The following is a 24,655-nucleotide window of genomic DNA, read 5'->3' on the forward strand; positions in this document are numbered from 1 at the left end:
CTGAAAGCGGTGGGGGTCGTCATGATTACGCCGATATGCCTTAGCTAGTCTGTCCTTGAATAAACTTCACAGATAATTGATAAAGGTTATCTAACTCCACATCAGCATTATTTATCCGTTTCATTAGTAAATCAATTAAAAGATCGACGAATTGATCCATTGGCTGTAGTACTGTCGATAGCTGTGGGAAATAGTTTTGAACAAATTCAGTCCCGTCGTAACCGATAACTTTTAACTGTTCCGGGATTTCAAGTCCTAATTCTTTCGCTTTATTGATAACCAAAATCGCAGTTAAATCATCCGTGCAAAAAACACTGTCTATTTTATCTCTGGACAAAATCTGGCGAATCTCGGTGGCTTTTAAAAACGGAGAGTACTCCAGGGGAAAGTGATAAACCATTGGATCCAAATGATGCTCCTTTATCACAGACAGATAACCATTCAGACGCTGGTTAGTTGGCGAAGCTGATTCATTCGTTCCTGTAAATATGGCAATCTTTCTGCCTCCCCTTTGATATAGCTGCTCCGTTGCCAAGCGCCCACCTTGATAGCTGTCACTGGAGACAATTGGGATTCCTTCCGCCAGATAACGGTCAAATGAAATAATAGGTAATCCAACATTTTTATATTCTATAATATCCAGATTATGCGCGCCTGCGATAATGCCATCTACTTTATTTGCAATCAGCATCCTCAGGTAGTCCCGCTCTTTTTCCTTGTTATTGGCACTGTCACAGAGAATTGTTTTATAGCCTTTTTCAAATAGCTTTGTTTCAATTTTGGATACAATTTCTCCATAAAAGGGATGGGACACAGTAGGGAAAATCAGACCAATCAATTGTGTGTTTTTTCCTTGCAGCGAACGGGCCATCGAATTCGGCTGGTAATTTAATTCTTCCATCGCTTTGTGCACCTTATCAATGGTCTTCTGACTAAGGTAGCCATAATTATTAATCACCCGCGAAACGGTTGTTGCAGAGACGCCTGCCTTTTTCGCTACATCTGTCAATTTAATCCCCATCATGTTCTCTCCCTTTACTCATTACTCGTTCATTTCCCTTAATGTCCAGAAATCTCCTGTATAGTCTCCTTCAAATCCTTGAAGAAAGATATGCGTCTGCTGAGGGTCTTTCATAAAAATACGGCTAGTCATGACGCAGTAGCCATCGTTAACAAAAATTTCACAGACAGAACGGTCTGCAAAAATGTGCAATGTCAGCTTATCCTGTTTCTTTAGTGAAGCAGTTCTTATGGAACCATAGCCTTCCCCAAATGGGATACCTGCCTTACTGCGATCCATGCTTATTGTATCATCTTTTGCATTGTAAGAAAGCTTCAGTCCTTCTTTATTCTGCTTATCTGCAAATAAATATAATGAACCTGATGCACGAGAATCTAGTTCCAATTTTAATTCGTAAACATTTTTATCGGGAGAGCTTAATAACAAATTCTCTTCCTGTACAGACCCTTTCAATACCTCATGATGTTGGCGTAATTCCTGCATTTCTATAACTGGTTTTTGATACAAATGCTGATCCTTGATAGACAATTCTTTAACTATACTGAGACAGTGAGCCCAGCCTTCTTCAAAGCTAGGATAATCTATTTCGGGCAACCCAATCCAGCCTACACTCAGTACACGGCCATCCGGCGCATTAAAAGCTTGTGTCGCATAGACATCAAATCCTTCATCCAAATTTATTAAATCCGAAGTGTTTTCTATAGAAACCGTTTCTTTATTAAATGCTGACCCAATGACATACATATTTGGATAGATATTCTGATACGGTGTTATCTCGTTGTCTAGTCCCTGCGGACAGAACAACAGCACTGGCTGATTATCAACAAAAACTAAATTAGGGCATTCAACCATAAATCCCATATCTTCCGTCGTATAATCCAGTTCGCCAAGCAATTCCCAATCTATTAACTGCTTACTTTGATAAACCAATACAGCACCTTTTCCACTTTCTGTTTGTGCGCCAATTGCCATCAGACAGTTGTCCTGATAACGAAATAGCTGTGGATCACGAAATTCTTCTGTATATCCTGCTGGCGGATTCTCTATTAAGGCTTCCGTTATCTTTTCTACTTGCATTTCGGAGTCCATCCAAGCTCCCAGTTGATAGGAGTGGCGCTCCCAGTTCTTATCTCGCACATTACCCGTATACATAAGAAAAAGTTTTTCTCCCACTGTGATAGCAGAGCCTGAATAGACACCATGACTATCGTAAGGAGAATCAGGTAATAAAGCGTAATCATGCTGCTTCCAGTCAACTAAGTTATCAGATACCATATGATACCAGGATTTCACGCCGTGCACAGGTCCAAATGGATAAGCCTGATAAAATAGATGCCACTTCCCATTATAGAACGAGAAGCCATTTGGATCATTTAATAAACCTGTCTTCGGTTGAATGTGAAATGCTTGCCTCCAGCTCGATTTCTGTATCACCGATTCAAGCAGATCCAGATAGTCAGTGGACCACTGATGATAAGGTTTATAACGCAAAGGCGTTGTCCATTCTGTTATTAATTTCATACTTTCTCAACTCTCTTCTATTCATTAAAACCTCTACAGAGAATATATGCAATAATAACATATATGTCAAACGTAAAACACAATACCAATGCTTATATGATGTGTATCTATAAAGCCTAAATAAAAATTTATGATATACGATTGACATATATTATTTTTATTTGTATGATAAAAAAAAGCGGTTACAAGGGAGGAATTAACATGAATCACAAGGAAGTTGCAGAAGATATCCTGAAAATGCTTGGTGAAGATAATATTCAAGCTGCTGCGCATTGCGCAACTCGTTTGCGTATAGTCTTAAAAGATGATAAAAATATTGACCAGCAAGGATTAGATGATCATCCTGATATCAAAGGAACATTTAAATCAAACGGCCAGTTTCAGATTATTATCGGACCTGGTGATGTAAATAAAGTATATAAAGAATTAACAGATGATACAGGGATCCAAGAAGTATCAAAAGACAATTTGAAAGGGATGTCAGAAGGGAAGAAAAAACAAAATCCGATTATGTCCTTTATTAAATTGCTGTCTGATATTTTTGTTCCGATTATCCCGGCATTAGTAGCCGGCGGTTTATTAATGGCGTTAAATAATGTTTTAACATCTCCGGATTTATTCGGTCCCCAATCTGTTGTGGAGATGTTTCCCGCTATTGAGGATATAGCTAGTATTATTAATCTGTTAGCATCTGCACCATTTGCCTTTTTACCTATTTTGATTGGTTACTCCGCCACAAAACGATTTGGTGGTAACCCCTATTTGGGTGCAGCAATGGCGATGGCAATGGTTATGCCTGATTTAGTCAATGGGTATGCGGTAGCAAATGCAATTGAAGACGGTACAATGAGCTACTGGAATATCTTTGGTCTGGACGTGGCTCAAGCTGGTTACCAAGGATCTGTATTGCCTGTATTGGCTGTATCATGGATTTTGGCTAACATCGAGAAATTCTTCCATAAACGAATGGCAAATGCTTTTGATTTTACCTTCACACCTATGTTAGCAGTGATTATCACAGGGTTTATAACGTTTATTTTCGTAGGACCAGTAATGCGATCTGTATCTGATGGATTAACGGAAGGGCTAGTTTGGTTATATGAGGCAACGGGAGGATTTGGCTTAGGGCTATTTGGTACGTTCTACTCCGCAATTGTTATTACTGGATTACATCAAAGCTTCCCGGCAATCGAAACCATGCTTCTTGCTGATATAGATGCAACTGGCGGTTCCTTTATCTTTCCGGTAGCTTCGATGGCAAACGTAGCACAAGGCGCGGCTTGTCTGGCGGTATTCCTTGTTACAAAGAATAAAAAGCAAAAAGGACTTGCCTCTTCTGCCAGTGTATCTGCCATGCTGGGAATTACAGAACCAGCAATTTTCGGTGTGAACTTAAAACTAAAATTCCCATTTATCTGTGGAATGATTGGAGCAGGAATTGCTTCAGCATTTATTGGCTTTTTCAATGTCCTTGCTGTAGCAATGGGACCAGCAAGTGTTATTGGTTTCATTTCAATTGCACCTAGGTCTATCCCGATGTTTATGGTCGGTATCTTAATAAGTATGACAGTTGCTTTTACATTAACCTTTATCTACGGTAAGCGAAAATTAGTTATACCAGAATATGATAAAAGTCCAGAAGAATCAGCAAATGAAACAAGTCCAGCAGTTTCATCTAGCAAAGCAGATGAAGTGACGATCAGCTCACCACTAACCGGAAAACTCATTCCGTTACAAGACGTCAATGACCAGGTGTTTTCTTCCGAGATGATGGGAAAAGGGATAGCTATTTATCCGGAAAACCAGCAAATTGTAGCTCCGGCAGATGGGAAGATTACAGTCACTTATGATTCAAAGCATGCTTTTGGAATTCATACAGATCAAGGAGCAGAAATCTTGATTCATATAGGTATTGATACAGTAAATCTGAATGGAGAAGGTTTCGTTTCAAAAGTAAGTAAAGAACAGCTAGTGAAAAAAGGTGATATTTTAGGGACCTTTAACATCGATAAGATTAAAAAAGCCGGTTATGACCCTACTGTAATGGTCATCATAACCAATACAGGCGACTATGCTGAAGTATCTACGGTGAATCAGAAAGAAATCGCTGAAGGCGATGATTTGTTACGATTGAGGTAAACAAGGGGACGGTTCTCCCGTTTCATGAAACAAGAGAACCATTCCCAAGTCTTCAGGCACCTAAAAAAAGAAGCAAAAACAATTCCGTTGGGTAACATAGGAAAGTGCAGATTTAAAATTAAGCTTAAAATAAATGATAGTACTAATACTATCCTGACTATTTCACTTTTTAAATTACGCAACCATTATATAAGTAACTAAAAGTATTACTTAATCTTAGAACATTAACACAACCTTAAACACCTTCATCGGCTCTGTTTCAATAAAATTAAGAGCCTCTTGAATTTTGTAATATGGATAAATATGTGAAATATAATCATTTCCATTAATTTCTCCATTTTCAAACCACTTGATTACCTCAGGAAATTTATTATTGTGCAATCTTGAACCAGAGATATCTAATTCATCTTTCGTTATTAATAGTTGTGGTATTTGAGAAGCTTTATCTGTAAAACCTAATACAACGATTCGTCCTCCTTTGCTAACAACTTCCATTGCTTGTTCAAATGAATTTGCGGTTCCTACCGCATCGATGACAACATTCGCTCCATCGTTATTCGTGTAAAAATCTATACATTCTTTGACATCTTGTTTTTTTGGGTTTATTACATAATTCGCACCTAATTGTTTGGCCTTTTCAAGTCTTTCGTCAACTAAATCCGAAACAATACATCTCGCACCTTTATTTTTAGCAACTTTTAATGCACTAAGCCCTGCGGGACCTGACCCCATAATAAATACAGAGTCATATTTTTCAACCTGACCTCTTGAATTCACTTGTGCTGCGACGGTAAAGGGCTCAATCATAACAGCCTCTTCGTATGAAATAAAATCAGGAATTTTGTAAATGCTCCGTTCTGGTGCAACAGTAAACTCTCTGTATCCACCATCCTCGTGAACTCCTCTGACTTTTAAATTGGTACATAAATTTGGTCTTCCCTTATTACAATTGGTACAATGATCACAATTGTTTATTGGATCAACTACAACTCTATCATTTATTTTAAAGTTCCTAACCCCTTCACCGACTTCTACAATATCCCCTACTACTTCATGTCCTATTACCCTTGGATACGTTGCTACGGCTGAATTTCCATGGTAAATATGAACATCTGACCCACAGATACCCGCAGCTTTCACTTTTATTTTTACATCATCTGAATGAAGTATTTGTGGTTCTTTTATTTCTTTAATCTCGATATTTCCAGGCTCAATAACATAAATCGCCTTCATATATACGCTCCTTCAGAAAATTAACTTATATGATTTAGAAATAATTATCTAATACATTTTATATTTAATTTATTTAGTATTGTCTACCAAACCCAACTTCTCTTAATTATTTACAATGACAAGATTTCATTCCAGATATCATCATCAACAGGTATTCCATTTTTTAAATTCTCCTGTCGTCTTTTACGTGAATTTTCTCCCGGATATGAAACTTCGCCACCTTCTTTATCAGGCTCAGATTCTCTTAAATACCCTACTATATTATCAGCAATTTTATCGGTGTAATCCTCTCCATTAATTTGCGAAGGATCCATTGCAATAAAAACCTGTGAACACCCTCCACAGCTTCCTGCATCTATTTTATCAATTTCACCTGTAGAATTACCGCCAGACATAATGGCTGCAACTGCATCTAGAAGAATAGAGAAACCGGCCCCCTTCCAGTAACCCATAGGTAAAATTCTTCTTGTTTCCTCAATTGGCGCTGGTTCACGAGTTAACTCACCATTTTCATCAAAACCACCTGGGAATGGTAACAAATCATCATTTAGTCTTGTAGTTTGTAGCTTCCCATATGAATATTGAGACATTGCCATATCTAAAACAATTGGTCCTTTGCTTCTAGGGACAGCCATGACAAAAGGATTATTTCCTATTCTTGTATCTTTCGCTCCCCAGGCTGGCATACATGATTCAGTATTTGTCCAGGAAATACCAATAAACCCTTGTTCAGCAGCTTTCAACCCATAGGTTCCTCCACGCATCCAATGGGTAGTATTTTTTAATGTTACAATTCCAACCCCATGCTTTTTTGCGATTTCCATCGCTTTGTCCGTTGCAAATAATGCATTTAAAATCCCTGGTCCCCTATTTCCATTATATACTTCAATAGCCCCTAAAGAATTAATTAACGATGGGGTTGCATGCACATCTACCCATCCTTTTTCCACATAATCTACAAATCGTGCAACACGATTTAATCCATGAGAATATACGCCATCACAACTAGTTTCCGTGTGTATTTGTGCGCATACATCTGCGTCTTGTTCGCTCATACCAGCAGACATAAAAGCTCTTTTAACTTCACTTTTCATTTTTTCAAACGAAATCCTTGTCATTTTATTACATCCCTTCGTGTTTGATTGGGTATCATGTTCTCCTCATTGAGACTTTCATTTATTCAATATGCAATCCTTTTATTTATCCAAACTGATTCTTGCTTTTTTGACTTCCTGGACATATTGAGAAGCTATTTCTTTAATTGAATCAAAATCAGCTCTATTTATCGCATCTTTATTTATTAAGCTTCCTCCTATGCCGACTGCCTCACTCCCCGCTTCAATAAATGACTTCACATTATCTAGGTTTATTCCACCTGTAGGAATAATTGGTATATGCGGGAAAGGCCCCTTCACATCTTTAATAAAATTAGTACCAAGGACGGAGGCAGGAAAAACTTTTACCATATCTGCACCATTTTCTATTGCATGTAACATCTCTGTTGGTGTCATAACACCTGGTATGGAAACTTTTCCATAACGTAATGTCGTTTTTACAACCTCTGTATTCAAATTCGGGCTAAGAATAAAGTCAGCACCTTTGCTAATTGCAAGTTTCGCTGAAGTACTATCAAGTACAGTACCAGCCCCAATAATGATTTGATCATCATATTTATTTGACAAATATTCAATTATAGAAAGCGCATTTTTATTTTCGACTGTAATTTCTAGGGCTTTAATTCCACTTGAAATTAGCACATCAGCTAAATCAGATACTTTTTCTTCTGGAATACTTCTAATCACAGCAATAATTCCATTTTCCCGTATTTTCATCATTGTTTCTATTTTTTCTATCATGTTAGTCACCATCCATTACTTTTAGCTTAACGTAATATTATATCTTGACTATTTGATTCAATTTGTGACCAATAAGGATATCCCTCAGCATCCCCAGGAACAGTTAGAGCAAAAGCAGCAACTCTATTTGCCAAATCAATAGACTTTCTCAACGGCCATTCTCTAATCATTGCTGAAATAAAGCCCGCTGCGAACCCATCCCCTGCTCCAATTGGATCTACAATATTATCGACTACTTGACCATCCACATATCCATCTTCAGATTTAGTAGCAAAATACGCCCCTTTTTTCCCCAATTTAATAACTACAGTGCAGGTTTGACCCTGAAGTAGTTTTTTTGCAATTTTGTCTGGTTCGTCCTCTTCGGTTAGGATTTTTCCTTCTTCGATACCAGGTAACACAACATCACACAAACTAGCGATATCATTAATTACCTCTCTTGCTTCTTCTTTTGACCATAGCTTCAAACGGATATTCGGATCAAATATAATTTTCACGTTATGTTTTTTTGCAATATGAATGGATTGATATATCATTTTTTTACAAGACTCACTTAATGCAGGCGTAATCCCAGTGAGATGTAAATACTTCGCATTTGCTATATAATCCTCATTAAGGTCATCAGGTTTCATATGACTTATTGCAGAATTTTCCCTATAATAATAGACTTTTGGTTCCTCTCCATCTTTCCTTTCTTTAAAGAAAACAGCTGTTTGAAGCGTATTATCAAATAGGACATTGGAAGTATCCACCCCTTCCCCTCTGATAAAGTTTCGAACATATAATCCAAAATCATCTGTGCCAAGTCTACTCACCCAACCAACTTCATGACCCAATCTTGAGAGAGCAATTGCTACATTTGACTCTGCTCCGCCTATTGTTTTATTAAACTTTTCAGTATATATGAACGAACCAACCGAATCAGGAGTGAATAGTACCATTGATTCACCAATTGTTACGACATCCATTTTAAAACCCCCTCCAACTATAAATAAACAATTTATATTGTTTAAACACCTGAGTAAGCCATAAATCCACCATCAACTGGGATGGTTACACCCGTTAAAAACCCAGACATATTATCATCAACTAACCATAGTAACGTCCCTAGTAAATCTTCAGGCTTCCCAAATCTTTTCATTGGCGTATGGCTAATGATTTTTTCGGACCTCTCTGTTAAAGAACCATCTTCATTTGTTAATAAATTTCTGTTTTGTTCGGTTAAGAAAAAACCTGGTGCTATTGCATTTACCCGTATTCCTGTTTCTGCAAAGTGAACTGCAAGCCATTTTGTAAAGTTTTCTATTCCAGACTTTGCAGCACTATATGCTGGAACCTTTGTCATTGGAGATGGAGCACTCATAGACGACATATTTATAACAACGGAACCTTCTCTATTTACCATATCTTTCATAAAAATTTGAGTAGGTATTAAAGTTCCTAGTATATTTAAATCAAAAACAAAACCAAATCCTTCTACCGTTAAATCAAAAAAGCTTAGAGAATCCTTTTCATCTATATCCACTAAATTAAATGTTTCTTTCGTGGTAATTCCTTCAGGATGATTCCCACCAGCCCCATTAATTAAAATATCGCACTCTCCAAATTCCTCTATTACTATTTCCTTTGCTTTTTTTACGCTGGCTTGATCTAATACATCACATGAGATAGCAAGAGCCTCTCCTCCAGCATTTTTTATATCCTCTTCTACTATTTTTCCTTTGTCTAGGTTTCTATTTAAAATGACTACCTTCACACCTTGCCTTCCTAGTTCTCTACCCATTGCACCACAGAGGACACCACTACCACCTGTTATCACTGCTACTTTTCCTTTTAGATGTTTATTAAGATTCAACATATTTATACATCTCCTTTAATTCTTTCAAGGGAATCCCAGATACCCCACAGATACATAATTCCTAGAGCACGATCATATAATCCATATCCAGGACGGCTTTCTTCTTCCCATATATGTCTACCATGGTCTGGCCGTACATACCATTTATAATCAATTTCATGATATGCTTGTACAATTTCGTATATATCAATTGATCCATCACTTGTTCGATGAGATGTTTCTATAAAATCTCCATTTTTATAACGCTTTATGTTACGTATATGTGCAAAATATATTCTATCTCCAAATTCCTTCACCATTGCTGGCAAATCATTAGATTCATTTGCACCTAATGAGCCGCTGCAAAAGCTAATTCCATTATATGGGTTGTCTACAAGGTTCAATAACTTACGAATACTTTGCCTATTTGTGATAATCCTAGGCAATCCAAATACAGACCATGGTGGGTCATCTGGATGAATAGCCATTTTAATATCACATTCTTCAGCGATAGGCAGAATTTTTTCTAAAAAGTATTTTAAATTATCCCATAGATCTTCTTCATTAATTCCTTGATAAGCATCAAATAACTCAGATAATTTCCCCAAACGATCGGGTTCCCATCCTGGTAACGTAAATTCATCGTTCTTTAAAAAGTCGTTTACAAGCTCAGTAGGATCCATATTTTCAATCTTTGATTTTTCATAAAATAACGCTGTGGATCCATCTTCTAACTTTTTGAATAAATCAGATCTAATCCAATCAAATACTGGCATAAAGTTATAACAAATAACTTTTACTCCCACTTTTGATAATTCTTTCAACGTCTCCTTATAATTTTCTATATAATGGTCTCTTGTGGGACGTCCAAGCTTAATATCTTCATGTACGTTCACACTTTCTACAACATCTATATTCAAACCATTTTGTTCAGCTTTGTTTTTAACTTTTAGAATTTTATCTAGTGGCCACTTTTCTCCTACTTCTATATCATGAAGCCCCCATACAATACCTGTAGTACCAGGAATTTGTTTTATATAGGACAAAGGAACATGATCATTTCCTTCTCCAAACCATCTAAAAACCATCTTCATTTTTATATCACCAATCCATTTTATAAATTCAATTACAAGGTCTATCTAATAATATATTCTACTGAGATCACATGAACGTATCAGGTAAAATCATCACAATCTGCGGGAAAACAATTAAAATTGCCAATAATATAATAACGCCTAATATAAAAGGGATTACTTCTTTTACATAATCCTCAATTGGTACATTCATAATAGAGGTAGTAGTATACATTGTCACACCGACTGGCGGAGTCATACCACCCATCGTTACGATTGTCATCATTAAAATACCAAAATGAACTGGATCTACACCTATTTGTTCAATTATCGGTAAAAAGATAGGGGTTAATAATAAAACCAGTACAGTAGATTCAATGAACATACCTGCTACTATAAGAAATAGTAATATTAAGATTAATAAAAGAGTAGAATTAGTTGTAAGTCCAAGTAGTAAATCAGCCGTATTTTGTGGTAATCTGTCATATGTAATTAGAAAACCTAGAATAGAAGAAGCTGAAATAATTAATAGAATGGATGCATTATCTTTTACAGATTGTTCAATAGATTCTATAAAGGTTTTCCAATTTAATTCTTTATAAACAAAAGCCCCAATGATTAATGCGTATACAACTGCAAAGGATCCTGCTTCAGATGGAGTAAAAACACCAAAGCGAATACCAACTATTAGTATTACAGGGAACAACAATGCCCAAATGCTTTCCTTAAATGTGGAAAACACCTCTTTCAACGTTGCTCTTTTTAAATTTAAGTTATCGTCATACTTCCGTTTTTTAGCGATTAGATAGGAAACAAGTAATAATACAAACATTAATAAAATACCAGGAATGATACCTGCCAAGAAGAGTTTTCCTATAGATACTTCCCCTACATATCCATATAAAATCAAACCAATACTAGGTGGAATTACTGCGGTAATCAGAGAACTCACAGCAATTACACTAGCAGAATAACCGCCCGAATATCCTCTATGTACCATTTGATGCCCTAAAATTCGACTTTGCATTGCCGCATCAGCATTAGCTGATCCAGAAATGCCCCCCATAATGGTACTAAGCACAATTGACACATGAGCCAAGCTTCCCACTATATGTCCGGTCAGGGCATTAGCAAAACGAATAAGCCGTCTTGTGATCCCTGTAGAATTCATTAAGTTACCAGCCAAAATAAAGAACGGAACTGCTAATAATGGAAAGGATTGTGTTCCAACAACCATTCGTTGTGTTGCTATTTCAATTGGTAAATTCGGATCTAAAAAAATGAAAAATAAACTAGCTATACCAATTGCAAAGGCTACAGGCATATTCAAAAAAAGCAAGATAAAAAAGATTAAAGCAACAATTACCATTTGTTCACCCCATATACTCAATTATTTCTTTCTATTTAGCCTGAGTTTCCATTAGAGAGTTCACTTTACCCTTTAATTTAAAAATAACAGTGATAATCATCAGTAAACTTCCAATTGGTACGGATAAAGTGATTAAAGAGTAACTTACTGCTAAATTATTGATTAACCTCATTGAATTTTCGATGCTGAGTAAAATTCCATAGTAACTTAAAAAAATAAGAAATAATAACATTAATAAATACATACCAATTTCTATTATTTCTTTCAGTTTAAATGGCAACCTTTTTGTAAAAAAGTCTACACTGATATGTTTATCTTCTCTTAAACAACGATTTGCCCCTATAAATATCACCCAAATAAATAATAATTGGGCAAACTCAACTGACCATACGATGGGATACCCTACCCATCGCATGACAGCAGCAATAAATACAAATATCGCCACACCTACCATTAAAGCATTCGATATAAAGTTTTCACTTTTAATATAACCATTAATAAATTTATCCCTCATCTGGATCACTCACTATTTCTCTAAAATTTTATTAATTTCATCACGCAACTCTTCATATCCTTCAAAACTTTCATAAACAGCATCCGTTGCTTCTCTAAAAGGCTCTATGTCTACTTCGTTTACTTCTACTCCCTCATCTATTAATTGCTGTTCAACTTCAGCGGATGATTCTATTATGTTATGCGAAGCCTCTTCAGCCATTTTCAAGGATTCTTCATAGATAATATCTTGATAATCTTCTGGCAAATCATCCATCCAGCCTTTCCCAGCTACTAGTCCTGTTAGTAATTGGAAGTGCCTTGTTTTCGTAATGTAACCGATTACTTCTTGTAAGTTTGCACCATAAGTAGCAGAATGATGTGCTTCGGCTGCATCAATTACCCCTTGTTGAAGACCTGGATATACTTCCGCCCAAGCCATACCAACAGGACTTGCACCCATTGCTTCAACCGTTTGTAGAGAAATTGGTGAACCTGCAGTTCTTAATTGTACTCCTTGTAAGTCTTCTGGCTTTTCAATTTTCTTGTTAGTTAATAAGTGACGTTCCCCTTGATACCAGTTAAACGATAAAACTTGTAGATTATGTTCATTTGCTAATTTTTCTTCCCATCCTTTAAATAAATCCGATTTTACAACCTCACTTGCTTCTTCATAGCTATCAACAATGTATGGAGCTGAAAGGATGCCAATTTCATGCACCATTTCTGCCAACCTTCCAGCATCAGTAAGGACTGCAACATTCGCTCCTACTTTTGCCTGCTCAATAATATCGCTATCTTCTCCTAAGGAACCGCTTCCAAAAATCTCAAATTTCACTTCCCCGTTCGTTTTTTCTGCTACACTTTCTTGTAGAGAAACTAGACCTTGATAAATTGGATCCGACTCAGTTAATGCTGTAGCAACTTTTAATGTGTATACCTCCCCTTCTTCTCCGTTACTAGAACTAGTTGCTTCCCCACCACAAGCACTAAACAGCACTATGAATAATATAAACAATATTAAATATAAAAATCTCCTCACTTTTAAACTCCTCCTCTTTTAATTTTTAATTTTAAATGTAGGTTATAAACTTTCATCGCAATATTAAAGCGTTTACAAATAACTGTATGTAAAATATTAAGTCATTCTTATTTAAATAAATTTTCATACTTTTTCTTAAGACTTTCTTGTTCAAAAATTAATTCCTTTAAATGTTCTTCCATTACTCTGTCTGCTAAATCTTGATTTTTATCTTTTATAGCTGAAATTATATTTTCATGCTGTGATAAAATCAGATCCCAATTAAAGTTATCTGCCAGCCTTAATATTCTTATTCTATTTAAATGATTATTCATTTGTTGTATAACTGACCAAATAAGCTTTTTATCACATCCAGAAACAATTGTATAATGGAAGTCTTCGTCTAATTTAAAAAGCTTCGTATAATTTTTTTCTTCAACACATATTTTCTGTAATGCTAAATTTTCTTCTAATTTAAAAATACTTTCATTTGAAAAATTTTTACATGCCTCTCTAACAGTAGCTCTTTCTAAATGTTCTCTAATAAATCTTGTTTCTTCTACATGTTGCAAATCAATTAGCGTCACAAAAGTACCCCTTTGAGGATAAATTGCCAGTAATTCTTCTTGAGCCAATTTTAAAAACGCCTCACGCACTGGAGTCCTACTTACTTGAAGTAATTCGGAAATTTCCTTTTCAGAAATATTAGTTCCAGGCTTCAATTTTAGTGAAATAATATTTTCTTTTAATGATTCATACACATAATCCCTACTCGTATAATTATTTTTTCTCTTTATTGATACCATATTTAACATTAAATTATCTCCTCCATTTCTTATATACTACCATGGTAGTATGGTAATATGCAAGATCCTATTTACAATTTTATAAATATTTTATTGATTAACACAAATACAAAAATGTCACTATAAGTTGATTTATGTAATAATATTGAACTTTGTAACTTTGGCAATTATAATTAAAAAGAAGCGCAACAACTCTGCCGTTGCTACACTTCATTACATCTATCAAAATTCAACAATTTTCGGGCGTCACTGTGACCATACTCTTTTCGCTATTATTTCTAATCTTTACACTCTAACAAACGCTTTAATAGTAGCAATAGTTTTTCCTTCTGAAGGTCCATGTGGTCTAATTGAATATTCTTTTATATGCTCAGGTATAATAAAAGTTTCAGCATAATGAACAACAAAAGGCTCGAACTCACCATTAATACTTTCAACAATTGCTTCTTCACCTTCGACCAAATTTAACACATTGACGCTATCATGTGTTTCATGATAAACAATTGTTGAAAACCAATGTCTTCTTGTTTCAATAAATTCTAATTCATGTAAGCCTGTTTTTTCTTCATACCATCCTTCTCCTTCAGCTATTAATTGATTTGGAGAGCTCAAATGTTCTTTTACCCAATTTTCATCTCTTGTCCATTGAATAGATTCTAAACCATGATGTAAATGTATAGGTCTTGGTTTTCCATCTAAATCAACTCTTCCCCAGTCCCACAGTTTAAATGTATAGATATTTGGTGTCGAACTAATCTCAAGAACTACAGAGTTTTTTCCTTGCGAGTGGATTGTACCTCCAGGAATTGAATAATGATCATGTTTTTTTATTCTCATACGGTTAATAAATTTCTCATCGTCAAAATCTTTATTTCCTACCTCTGCCTCCTCTAATTCTTTAATCATTTCTTCATTTTCTATATTTTCTTTCAACCCTAAATAAACTATTGCATCCTCCTCTGCGTGTAAGATATAGTAACTTTCATCTTGTGTATAATGCGCACCAAATTCCTCATGGGCGTACTCTGTAGTTGGATGAACTTGTAAACTCAAGTTTTGACCTTTTATAGTATCTAAAAAATTAAAACGAATAGGAAATTCCCGTCCAAAGCGACCGTACACTTTATTCCCTAATAATTCTGTCGGATAATAAAAAACTACATTGTTCGCTGGTATTTCAATTTTACAATCGCCGTACTGTAAATGGATACTATTCTCTGCAGGAACTCCATTGAAGCTCCATGCAAAGTTCACTTCATCTTTATCCAGGTCGAATTTCTCTCTCATCCATTCTCCTCCCCAAACTCCTGGTGCAAAAAATGGAACAAGTCGAAACGGCTGTGAAACAACTTGAGATAATCCTTGTAAATATTTTTCCTTAGAAATCAATTTAAGATTTTCTATATCGTTCCCATCTATCCAAAAATCAACTTGATTTAACAGTGCTTTTTTAAGACGATCAGCTAATGGCCATTCAAAAAAATAAGAACGTTTCATTTTTCGTGAAATTTGTTCATCTTGATTATTCGTTCTCCAATTTGGCATGCCTCGCTGCAATCTTTGTTGGATTTCCCATCTTGCTATATCTACATAAATGAGTAAACTTTCATTTGAAAATAGGCTTGCTCCCATTCCATAAATAATGATATTTTTCTTTTGATTGCTCTTCAATTTCTCTTTGACAGCTTTTACTTTTTTATCATCCAAGAATTCCTCTAGCGAATGTGGAGAAAAAGTACCAAACACATCATCTTCAGTTAGATTACTTTCTATCATTTCAGTAATTGTATGATTATTATAAAATAGATCAGCGGCATAAATCGTTTCATCAGCATTCAAAGGTTGTATTACATCATGATATAATTTCTTTACATCTATCCCCGGATAACATTCAATTGCAATAAGATTGTGATCCAAAGCTACCGTTTTTAACTGTTTTACAATATGCTTTGACCCTTCCCATACATCTTTTTCATTCTCAGAAACAATTACTGTAGGGTATTTATCAAATGTTGTCATTCGAATCTTCCACACTCCTATTATTTCAACTTAAATGAAGAAATTGATTTTAAAATTTCTTTAATATCGAAAGAACTCGGAAGAAGAAATGTTTTATTTTTCTTCCAAGTTTTTGTAAGCACCTTTAAAATTTATACAAAATCTGTACTTTGTTTCTTATTGAAGACTCTTTCCTTTTTGTTGAATATTCGTTGAATCATCACTAATATTAATTGCGATTAACCCTTCATTTAAAATTCGACAAGCATTAATAGCATCCGCTGCATTATTGTAATGAGCAGACGTTGCAATATGATAAGAAAACTCATAAAAGCCTGCTAAATCCACATTAAAATTTGTTTCCCAGAAATTATTCATAATCCAAGTGTAGACTGGCTCTTGATTCTTTTCTTCATTTCCTGACTCTGATAATTCAATTAAATGATGTTCCAGATTCCCCATACTAATTAAAGGAACGTCTTTTAAAGCAATTGCTACGCCTTTTTGTTTCCCTACGTAAGCTAATCCATCTTGTAATAGATAAAATTCCTGGTTTGTATAAGAGAGTTGATCAATGCCTGGGCGGACAAGACTTCCTGTTTTTTCCACATACAATTGTTCATCCTGTCCAGTTGTAAATGGAAGAGATGCATATAAATTTTCAGGCTCCCAATAGCTTTCTTTATGAATTTTTAATTTCACGGAAATTTTCGGTAAGTCATTGTAAACCTTTAATTGAACGGAATAATGCTTGGTTCCTTCCAATGCATAATAAAGCTCAATTAATGAATAAACATCTCCTTTTTCGTGTACTTGTATATCAATAATTTTTGCTGAATATCTTTTAGTCGATACATTTTTTCTGTTTCTCCCCATATTTCTTCTTTCTTCAATTGGAGTCGTTTTTATTTCTGTTTGCTCGTAAATTCCAATAAAAGGAGCATATTTCAAATCTTTTCGAATCAATTCAGTATTGTCGCTTTTGTCTATAATACTTTTAATTCCAACTGTTTCGTCAAGAGTAATTTTATAATAAGACGTTTCTACATAATGTGGTGAGACATGGTGTTTACGACTTTCTAAATCTACTGGTTGAATATCTTGAATTCCTTCTGCCCCGATATGTGCATGATTTTTAATCGTATAGTAATTCGGATTTTCTTTTTGTCGAATCTCTACATTTTTCTCTTCTTTAGATTCTAGCGTAATAAGAAATTCACAATTATATCCATTGCTTGCAGTTGGAACAATTTGATGTGGAAGTACTTCTTTTGTATCCGAATCTATTACTTCTAGAAATTTATTGAGTTCTTCATCTTTTAACTGCATATCATCAAACTTTTCCCAATGACCAATAAAAAAACTTGCTGTATCTGTAACCTTCTCCGAATGTGGATTAATTACTTTATACTTTCTCTTACGATCTGGAATAAGAGAGACTTCTCCTTTTTCAGCTAAAATCAAGTCTAAATTTTCGGAAATTGATTCATCTGCTTTTGTAGCATAACCTGCTTTTCGTTGTTGCAAGCTATTCACTAGTCCAGCCCAAGGTTCAGAAACTGAAGTTGAATATCCCCAAGTATGTTCTGCGTATCTCATACTGTTGTCTACATATGCTTCTATTTTTTTACCATCACTTATCTTTTGATGAGGGTCTAATTTATTACTCAATCTATATTTTCTTTGAGCTTCCCGGAATTGTTTCACACCAAGTGGAGTAGAACCTACACCATCCGCCCACCAATCATTCCAATCTCCTTTGTAAGTTGGAATGTCTTTGATGTTCTCACGTAAAACATCGAAAAATTCCTTTAAAGTTACCATCTCAATCTCTATATTCTCTTGATGTTTTTCATTCCACTCATTAATAAACTCTATTATTCTTCCATTTGGAGGAGCATTATCACTGATTACTCCTGAAGCCATAATTGGAACGAAATTAAACGTATAATTTTCTTCAATTAGACTTTCAATATATCTATAAATTCTTTTCTCTGCGACTTGAAAAGGTTCAGCATGCATTTTCAATGATAGTTCATCGCGTATTGTATAACTTGTCCCACCATTAGGAACTAAACCTAATTCGTTTCCTACATGATAGTGATCCCCTACCCAAACTAAAACTTTATTCCCTTCTGGCGACTCCCAGTAAAAAGGAGTTTGCTTTTGATTAAGTGGGAAAAGGCCATGATGAGGATGGATGCATGAAAATAAATTTTCCACTCCATTTTGATATAATGATTCTGCGTATCCCCAAGCATATCCATTAATATCAGCTGTCATTGCACTAGATGGTTTATATCCTAAAGACTCGCTCAGTTGTACGCCAGCTTTTAATTTTCTATTTAACACTTCTTGGTCAACGAGTTCTGTCATATTTAAATAATTTCCAGAGATGTCAATTTCCCCGCTTTGAATATATTTTTTAAAATCATTAATATACTCATCACTTACTGACTTCATGAAGTTCTCAACTTGCCACGTATTCTCACATGTCCAACGAAATCCTTTCCACTCCGCTGCATCTCCCTGATGAATAAGATTTAAAATATCAATAGCTTGCTTAATAAAATCAACATGGTACCGCTCTATCTTTTCCTGACGTTCTGTATAGCCAATATCTGTATGGGAATGATGAACAACAAAAATTTTCATTTTCTTTTTCATAAATATCCTTATCCCTTCTCTTATTTTTTTTATTACTTAGAAGTAGTTGGAAAACCATAATTGAAGCTTTTATTTAAAATTAAAAATATAAAGAAAGTTGGTATGGACGCAATAATTGCCGCTAATAAAGCAGAAGGTACATCATTTGTTCCGGCTGCTCCGTTGAGTAAAGACAATGAACTCATAATTGGTCTTGCTTCTGCTGACTTAGAAAGAGTTAGACCAAAAAGAAGGTCATTCCACACCCACGTAAATTGAAATAAGAAACAAGCTGCTATTGGCGCCTTCGCCATTCTCATAAATATACTTAGATAAATTTTAAAATCAGAAGCACCATCTATTTTTGCAGACTCCACTAATTCTTTAGGAATCGAATAAAAGTAATTTCTTAATACGAATAAACAAAAAGGAATACAAAGTGCTGTGTATACTGCTAAAAGCCCTATCTTGGTATCATATAAATCTACATTTGAATACATTCGAAAGATTGGAATAATATACATTTGAAATGGAAAAATTGTTCCACTGTAAATCAACATGAACCAAAACATTTTTCCTTTTATTTTTAACGTTGAAATTGCATAAGCTGCTAGGGAAGCAAATAAGATTGCTAGTGTCGTTGCGATTACACCGTATAACAAACTATTCAAAAACCCCATCATAAAATCAATGCGATCATTTATATATTCAAAATTTTCTAGAATTGAAAAACCTTTAGGAAGGTCCCAAAATTCTCCCATATTATATTCTTTTCTTGTTTTAACACTGTTTATCACTACATATAAAAATGGGAGAATCCATAAAAAGGCAAAAATCGAAAGAAATATATTGATGTTTCTTCTATTTTTATCGTTATATGATTTCATAAATGTATCATCACTCCTCACCTTTAAAAGTATCTCGCAATAAGAACCACGAGATGATTAAAACAGTGACTGACAAGAACATTGCAATCGCTGAACCATAGCCCAACTGATTATGCACAAACGCTTCTTTATACATCGTTACTGCCAATGTTTCAGAAGTTCTGAAAGGACCTCCATTTGTCATAACCCAGATTGTATCAAAAGATTTAAAGCTATTAACCAATGACATGAGTAGTACGATGAGCATGATTGGCTTTAATAAAGGGAGAATAACCATCGTGTATAGCCTAATTCCCTTCGCACCTTCAATTCTTGCTGCTTCAATCGGCTCTTTCGGAATCTGATTCAATCCCACAATAAATAAGATTAAGTTCATTCCTATTCCTTGCCAACCACTAGAAACGACCATAATCACCGTGTTTAAATACGGCACTGTGAGCCAATCTTTAGCTAAACTCTCAAAACCCAGAACTCCAAGTAAATGCGGTAAACCATAAGTACTTAGAATTGTTGTTAAAATAATACCAGCAATGGTTTGAGACAAAGCATTTGGTAAATAAAATACAGTTTTAAAAAATGATTGTGTTTTTACATGTGTAATAGCAATCGCGAAAATTAAAGCGATTGAAACTGGGATGAGCAATGTACCAATAACCCAAATTAAAGTGTTAAGAGATGATAATAAAAAGTTAGGGTCTTGAAACATTTTAATGTAATTTTGAAATCCGACGAAGTTCATCTCATTTAACCCGTCCCACTCTGCAAAACTCACAATTAAAGAGAAGAAATCAGAATAGATACAGAAAATAACGACCAGTATTACTGAAGGGGCTAAATATAAATATGGTATTATTTTTCCTATTTTACTTTTCATCGAAAGTTTCGATTTTACAATTTCCATTTTTATGCCTCCCTCTTTAAGCAATATATTGTCAAAAGTAAAGTTTCTTAGTTAAAACTTGCAGCTTTGTTGTATGTCATACATCAAGTGAAGATTACAGGCCAACCTGTGTTAAATTATGCAAATAGCGTTGCTTTGCTAGCCAAGCCGTTTATTGACCTTTATCCTTATGATTTATCCAATAGTTTTTGTGGGAATGAAGTTTAAGGAAGTCCCAAAGAATTTGAAATTCGTTGCCAATGGGAATTATATTTTGGCCCAACGCTATTTGCATAACATGGCATCGACCCTGATGTACTTAGAGTAATTGGTCTTGATGACCCCGTTTCAGAAGAATATCGACCATTAAAGCAAATTTCACCAACTAGACTTAAAACTCCGCTTCATCTGCCACTTTCTGAATATTTTCCAATGCCTTTCTAAGACTCTCTTCACTTGGATTGTAGAAAAACTCCCATAAATTTTCTGTTGCAGCATCTACAATTTTCGATGGTGTTGCTTCGTAATAACGTAATTTCAAAATATAATCATCACTATTTGCAATTTCATTAATTTCATCACTAACTTCATTCCCAGTCTTAACACCTTCTACAAACGCAGCTTTAGTTTCTCTTGCATAAATTTCGAAGCTATCTTTCGTCTCCATTTCCCTCAATACTTTTTTTGCATCCTCTTTTTGAGAACTTGCTTCTGAAATAACTAGAGGAGATGCTTCATAAAAAATGACTGGTTTAGTAGAACCATCAATAGAAGGTATGACAAACATGCCGTAATCTTCATTTGCTTCCATACCATAATCATCTTCTAGTCCTTTAATAAAAATAGGTGGTTCATACGTCATTGCAGCATCACCTTTCGCAAACTGTCTAGTTTGGTCTGTAGCTTTTACCGGTTCGCCGAAATATCCCTCTTCGATCATTGATTGCCAAACACTTAACGCCTCTACAACACGATTGTCTTCATAAGACACGTTGCCTTCTACTAATTCTGTATAAAGATCAGGGTCATTAGCGCCAAGGAAAAATTGTAGCCAAACAAAGCTAGCCCATCCATCGTTTTTAACTGCTAATGGAATAACTCCTTCATTTTTTAATGTTTCTGCAATATCTAAGAAATCATCAAATGTTTCTGGCGGAGATAGATTATATTCATCAAAAACATTCTTATTATAAAAAACAACATTATATAAAACTGATAATGGTGCCCCATATACTTTTCCATCCACTGTAAAAGCATCTGCTAATTCTGGATTAATTCCTGCATCGATATAGTACTCTTCCCATTCGTCTGTTAAATCTGCAATTTCACCAGTGGTTGCTAAATCTTTTAAGCGATAGCCACTCCACCACTTAAAAATTCCGGGTGAATCTTCTTTCCCTAAAGATTGTGAAGCAGCAGTTTGATAAGCTTGACCATCTGAATAACCTGTAAATTCTATAGATAAATCAATTTTATCTTCAATTTCATCTGATATTTCCTCTACAATTGGTCCATCATCAGCTAAGTCTGAATAATAATCGACAGCATTTTTACTACTTCCACCACTTCCTCCACATGCGACTAAAAGAATACTTATGCTAGTTATTAGAAATGTAAAAAATATCTTTTTCATCATCTTGACAATCTCCTTTCAGATCCCATTATCCTAAATTATTAGTATGGATTAAATATTCTGATTTTTAATTTAAAAAAAATAAACTAAAATCGTTTATAATATTCAAATAATCCTTTAAACGTACACAGTTCTGTTTGTTTACTCAACATGATTGGCATCGTTTTATCTTCTAAATTTTCTACTAAACCACTTTCGTAATAGTTAAATAATTTAGCGATTTCACCACCAATAACAATGACATCTGATTTAAATTCTTTATTTATCATGGTAAGTACTTCACTGAAATAGCGGCCAAACTTGTTAAATAACTCAATTGCCCTATAATCTCCTAACTCATATTTTTCTATAATCCCATCTATGTTTTCGGCAATCCCGATTTCTTTGGCGATTCTCATTATTCCTCTGTGAGAAATATAATCATCGACTATCGAATCATAAAATAGAAGATTATAAATCCAGCCGTTAGGAGGCACATCATATCGATTTGTAATAATCCTACCATTCTCTAAAAAAGCTGATCCTACTCCATTCCCTACAGTCAAGAAAAGCCCTCGATTGACTTTGCTGTCAAGTTCTCGGTTTTCCCATTCTCCTATAGCAAACATGCTTACATTATTTTGGAAAAAGAAAATAGCATCATTTGAAATTCGATTAAATATCCCCCTTTTTGTTAAGCGCTCCCAAATTTCTGTTCGAATATTAAGTCCATAAATAGAATTAAATTTATCGACACCTTTTACATAACAAATACCATTTCCATAATCAAAAGGCCCAGGAAAAGCAAATCCAATTCCTTTTATTAGATAATTTTTGTCTAGAATTCTATTAATTTGATTACAGATTATATTTGTTAAATTATCTAAAATCACCTCGGCACTCTTGCGGCTCTTAGCTGGATAAAAAGAAAAAGAAGCATTTATAAACTCACCTCGATGATTGAAAGCACCTCCTTTTATAAATTGTCCACCTACATCAAACGTTAAAAAATAATTATTCATCATATCCTCCACCTAACTAGAAATATATAGTATTGACTAAAATTTGTATTTGTAATTTTAAGCCTCGTATTTATAAAAATCGGACACATTACCTAAAAATGAATTGAATATCTTCTGAAAAATAGTATATTATCATTAGTTATAAAATTACAATCATATCTGTAATATGCTACTTGCTTTTGAGAATTGAATATTATTCACGTCCAAAGCCACACTCTCGCTAAATATCACTCACATCATCTCATCACCTTAAATGTAAGTATCTATCTATCCACTGAAATACTAATAAAAGCTAAAAGGATGAATGTTAATTATGAACATTCTTATTGAGAGCACAAAAATAAAGCAAGGAAATCATTATTTAAATCACAAAATCAATTATGTAGAAAGTGAAAAAATGAATTTATACCTTCATTTTTGGGGTGGAGGAACTTTTTCACAAAAGGATTTCTTCAGTAAACATTATCAAGTGTATTATATTTTAAACGGTGAAGGAACCTTTATTTTCAACAAACAAGATTATCCCATCATTCCTGGGGATTTATTTATCTTAAAACCACACGCAGAGTATAAATTAGAAGATAAATCAAATGTGAAAATGTTATTTTTTGCTTTTGAACCTGATTCGTTAACGGAGTCAAAAGAATTAATGGAATTTTTCGATCGAATAGAAGGTGTAGAGGATTTCGAACACTTATTATTAAACGATCAATTTAATATGGGGCTGTTATGGAAAGAAATTTTAATTCAAAGTAATCAACAAACAATATTTACACAAGAAATTATCGAACCTTTAGCTTGTACTCTCATTAAGATCATTATTCAAAATTTCTATCAACAAATCATAGGTCTCAAAAGTAATGACCTGAAAAATTCTAAAGTGCTCGAATCAAATGAGATTATTTATAATGCCAAATTGTTTATAAATGACAATTTAGCAAAACCATTAAAGCTAAGTGAAGTAGCAGACTACCTTCACGTTTCTGATCGTCATCTTTCAAGACTATTTACAAAACATCTCGATGTCACATTTACACAATTTGTACGTTCAGAAAAAATGAATAAAGCGGCTATATTACTTGCTACAACAGATTTGCCTATTAAAAAGGTTGCTCAAAAAGTTGGCTTTGATACGGTTCACTATTTTTCAAGTGTATTTAAAAAAGTAATGGATATTCCTCCAGGAGAATTTAGATCGAGATTACAATCAGATTAAATAAATAAACCTTTTTTAATAATTTA

20 protein-coding genes and 1 pseudogene are annotated in these 24,655 nt (G+C 34.4%); 3 read left to right on the forward strand and 18 right to left on the reverse strand.

Annotation, left to right across the window (positions count from 1 at the left end):
• Positions 1–40: 40 nt before the first annotated feature.
• Together CIL05_RS16980 and CIL05_RS16985 are read right to left on the reverse strand one after the other, a co-directional pair.
• Entirely contained in the window at positions 41–1,021 is a 981-nt protein-coding gene (locus CIL05_RS16980) for a LacI family DNA-binding transcriptional regulator (protein WP_095656739.1), read from the reverse strand.
• A 21-nt stretch (positions 1,022–1,042) separates the two neighbouring features.
• Positions 1,043–2,542: a sucrose-6-phosphate hydrolase gene (locus CIL05_RS16985; protein ID WP_206207797.1), complete on the reverse strand. Its 1,500-nt coding sequence runs from the start codon at positions 2,540–2,542 to the stop codon at positions 1,043–1,045.
• A 201-nt stretch (positions 2,543–2,743) separates the two neighbouring features.
• Between CIL05_RS16985 and CIL05_RS16990 the strand changes: the two genes are divergently transcribed.
• Complete coding sequence (locus tag CIL05_RS16990) at positions 2,744–4,681, forward strand: sucrose-specific PTS transporter subunit IIBC (RefSeq protein ID WP_095656740.1); 1,938 nt, start codon at positions 2,744–2,746, stop codon at positions 4,679–4,681.
• 216 nt (positions 4,682–4,897) lie between these two features.
• On the opposite strand, the gene CIL05_RS16995 is transcribed toward CIL05_RS16990, so the two are convergent.
• From CIL05_RS16995 to CIL05_RS17060, 14 genes are all read right to left on the reverse strand, one after another.
• Positions 4,898–5,914, reverse strand: coding sequence for a zinc-binding alcohol dehydrogenase family protein (locus CIL05_RS16995; protein ID WP_095656741.1), 1,017 nt, complete (start codon positions 5,912–5,914; stop codon positions 4,898–4,900).
• A 110-nt stretch (positions 5,915–6,024) separates the two neighbouring features.
• Positions 6,025–7,032, reverse strand: a complete 1,008-nt coding sequence (gene yiaK, locus CIL05_RS17000) for a 3-dehydro-L-gulonate 2-dehydrogenase (RefSeq protein ID WP_095656742.1) — start codon at positions 7,030–7,032, stop codon at positions 6,025–6,027.
• A 78-nt stretch (positions 7,033–7,110) separates the two neighbouring features.
• Positions 7,111–7,770 carry a bifunctional 4-hydroxy-2-oxoglutarate aldolase/2-dehydro-3-deoxy-phosphogluconate aldolase gene (locus tag CIL05_RS17005; protein WP_095656743.1) on the reverse strand — a complete coding sequence of 220 codons (660 nt, stop codon included), beginning with the start codon at positions 7,768–7,770 and terminating at the stop codon, positions 7,111–7,113.
• Positions 7,771–7,796: 26 nt separating this feature from the next.
• Positions 7,797–8,738 carry a sugar kinase gene (locus CIL05_RS17010; protein WP_095656744.1) on the reverse strand — a complete coding sequence of 314 codons (942 nt, stop codon included), beginning with the start codon at positions 8,736–8,738 and terminating at the stop codon, positions 7,797–7,799.
• A 41-nt stretch (positions 8,739–8,779) separates the two neighbouring features.
• Positions 8,780–9,628: an SDR family oxidoreductase gene (locus tag CIL05_RS17015; protein ID WP_095656745.1), complete on the reverse strand. Its 849-nt coding sequence runs from the start codon at positions 9,626–9,628 to the stop codon at positions 8,780–8,782.
• Positions 9,629–9,630: 2 nt separating this feature from the next.
• Positions 9,631–10,701, reverse strand: a complete 1,071-nt coding sequence (gene uxuA / locus CIL05_RS17020; protein WP_095656746.1) for a mannonate dehydratase — start codon at positions 10,699–10,701, stop codon at positions 9,631–9,633.
• Between the two features lie 67 nt (positions 10,702–10,768).
• On the reverse strand, positions 10,769–12,049 hold the full coding sequence (locus tag CIL05_RS17025) for a TRAP transporter large permease (protein ID WP_095656747.1): 1,281 nt from the start codon (positions 12,047–12,049) through the stop codon (positions 10,769–10,771).
• Between the two features lie 31 nt (positions 12,050–12,080).
• Positions 12,081–12,563, reverse strand: coding sequence for a TRAP transporter small permease (locus tag CIL05_RS17030; RefSeq protein WP_095656748.1), 483 nt, complete (start codon positions 12,561–12,563; stop codon positions 12,081–12,083).
• Between the two features lie 12 nt (positions 12,564–12,575).
• The gene (locus tag CIL05_RS17035) at positions 12,576–13,583 is read right to left on the reverse strand and encodes a C4-dicarboxylate TRAP transporter substrate-binding protein (RefSeq protein WP_095656749.1); all 1,008 of its coding nucleotides are present in this window, start codon (positions 13,581–13,583) and stop codon (positions 12,576–12,578) included.
• Positions 13,584–13,690: 107 nt separating this feature from the next.
• Positions 13,691–14,377, reverse strand: a complete 687-nt coding sequence (locus CIL05_RS17040) for a GntR family transcriptional regulator (protein ID WP_095656750.1) — start codon at positions 14,375–14,377, stop codon at positions 13,691–13,693.
• Between the two features lie 276 nt (positions 14,378–14,653).
• On the reverse strand, positions 14,654–16,387 hold the full coding sequence (locus tag CIL05_RS17045; RefSeq protein ID WP_095656751.1) for a class I mannose-6-phosphate isomerase: 1,734 nt from the start codon (positions 16,385–16,387) through the stop codon (positions 14,654–14,656).
• A gap of 156 nt (positions 16,388–16,543) precedes the next feature.
• Positions 16,544–19,033 (reverse strand): glycoside hydrolase family 38 N-terminal domain-containing protein, encoded by a 2,490-nt coding sequence (locus tag CIL05_RS17050; RefSeq protein WP_240510224.1) that lies wholly within the window; start codon positions 19,031–19,033, stop codon positions 16,544–16,546.
• A gap of 32 nt (positions 19,034–19,065) precedes the next feature.
• Positions 19,066–19,899 (reverse strand): carbohydrate ABC transporter permease, encoded by an 834-nt coding sequence (locus CIL05_RS17055; RefSeq protein ID WP_095656753.1) that lies wholly within the window; start codon positions 19,897–19,899, stop codon positions 19,066–19,068.
• A 10-nt stretch (positions 19,900–19,909) separates the two neighbouring features.
• Positions 19,910–20,800 (reverse strand): carbohydrate ABC transporter permease, encoded by an 891-nt coding sequence (locus CIL05_RS17060; protein WP_206207798.1) that lies wholly within the window; start codon positions 20,798–20,800, stop codon positions 19,910–19,912.
• Between the two features lie 54 nt (positions 20,801–20,854).
• Here CIL05_RS17060 and CIL05_RS23030 point away from each other — a divergent pair.
• Positions 20,855–21,157: pseudogene (locus CIL05_RS23030) on the forward strand (DDE-type integrase/transposase/recombinase); the annotation flags it as partial.
• Between the two features lie 13 nt (positions 21,158–21,170).
• On the opposite strand, the gene CIL05_RS17065 reads toward CIL05_RS23030, so the two are convergent.
• Complete coding sequence (locus CIL05_RS17065) at positions 21,171–22,415, reverse strand: ABC transporter substrate-binding protein (protein WP_095656754.1); 1,245 nt, start codon at positions 22,413–22,415, stop codon at positions 21,171–21,173.
• A gap of 83 nt (positions 22,416–22,498) precedes the next feature.
• Entirely contained in the window at positions 22,499–23,416 is a 918-nt protein-coding gene (locus CIL05_RS17070) for an ROK family protein (RefSeq protein ID WP_107505460.1), read from the reverse strand.
• Positions 23,417–23,726: 310 nt separating this feature from the next.
• Between CIL05_RS17070 and CIL05_RS17075 the strand changes: the two genes are divergently transcribed.
• Positions 23,727–24,629, forward strand: a complete 903-nt coding sequence (locus CIL05_RS17075) for an AraC family transcriptional regulator (protein WP_165769155.1) — start codon at positions 23,727–23,729, stop codon at positions 24,627–24,629.
• Positions 24,630–24,655 lie beyond the last annotated feature (26 nt).

Origin of the sequence: Virgibacillus profundi (assembly GCF_002287375.1) — a bacterium.
In the GTDB taxonomy this organism is placed as follows: Bacteria; Bacillota; Bacilli; order Bacillales; family Amphibacillaceae; genus Virgibacillus_K; species Virgibacillus_K profundi.